The sequence below is a fragment of the Sphingomonas sp. Leaf412 genome, assembly GCF_001425405.1.
In the GTDB taxonomy this organism is placed as follows: domain Bacteria; phylum Pseudomonadota; class Alphaproteobacteria; order Sphingomonadales; family Sphingomonadaceae; genus Sphingomonas.
On the sequence record NZ_LMQP01000001.1, the window covers coordinates 657713 to 658432 of the forward strand.

Here is a 720-nt window from a genome sequence, read left to right on the forward strand (position 1 = left end):
GGAGGGGAGAGGGAGAATTCTACGCGTACGCCACGCTGCCGCGGCCGTAGGCGTTGCCGCCCTCGCCGGTCAGGACTTGCAGGCGGCGGCGGACATTTGCCGCCATCAGGTTGACGTAGATGCGGCAGGTGTCGTTCAGCCGGTCGGCCTCCTGCGCCAGTCCGCGGACCTCGTCGTCCACCGGGCCGTCGCCGAACGACCGCAACGTGTCGATCGCGGTCAGCTTCGTCCCCGTCGCGCGTTCCAGCGCGGCGACGTCGTTCGCCTTCAGCGCGTCGATCTCCGCATGGAGCGCGTCGATGACGTGGACCAGGGCATCACGACGGGTCATTCTGCATCCACTCGTACTTGGCCGCAATCAGGCGGTCCGCGACGGTCGCGGGCGACAGCGGGAACATGCCCCGCGTGACCGCATCCCTGATGAGCCGCACCCGGTCCGCCTCCACCGGCGCGCCGGACGCCATCTGGCGTGCCAGCGTCGGCGTCGGCGCCGGTGCCGGCGTCGCGGTGGCGGCGGGCAGCGCGGCACGCGGCGTGCGCGCCACCATGCCGACCCGAAGGTCGTTCGCCGTTACAGTCGTTGATCGTATCGAATCTACCATGCCCGCACCTATCGAGGTTCGCGTACATCGGCACAAACGACCGCCTGCGCGGCGGCTTTAGAACTTTTTTGCGGATTCTGTTCGGTGGGGGATGCGACGCGCTGCCCTCACCCTTCCC

2 protein-coding genes are annotated in these 720 nt (G+C 68.9%); both read right to left on the reverse strand.

All coding sequences use genetic code 11. The annotated features are described in order from the left end of the window. Positions 1-19: 19 nt before the first annotated feature. Entirely contained in the window at positions 20-331 is a 312-nt protein-coding gene (locus ASG29_RS03125) for a flagellar protein FlgN (protein WP_055979934.1), read from the reverse strand. After that, positions 318-548 (reverse strand): flagellar biosynthesis anti-sigma factor FlgM, encoded by a 231-nt coding sequence (locus ASG29_RS03130; protein WP_055979937.1) that lies wholly within the window; start codon positions 546-548, stop codon positions 318-320. Before ASG29_RS03130 ends, ASG29_RS03125 begins: the two co-directional genes overlap by 14 nt. Between the last annotated feature and the right edge of the window lie 172 nt (positions 549-720).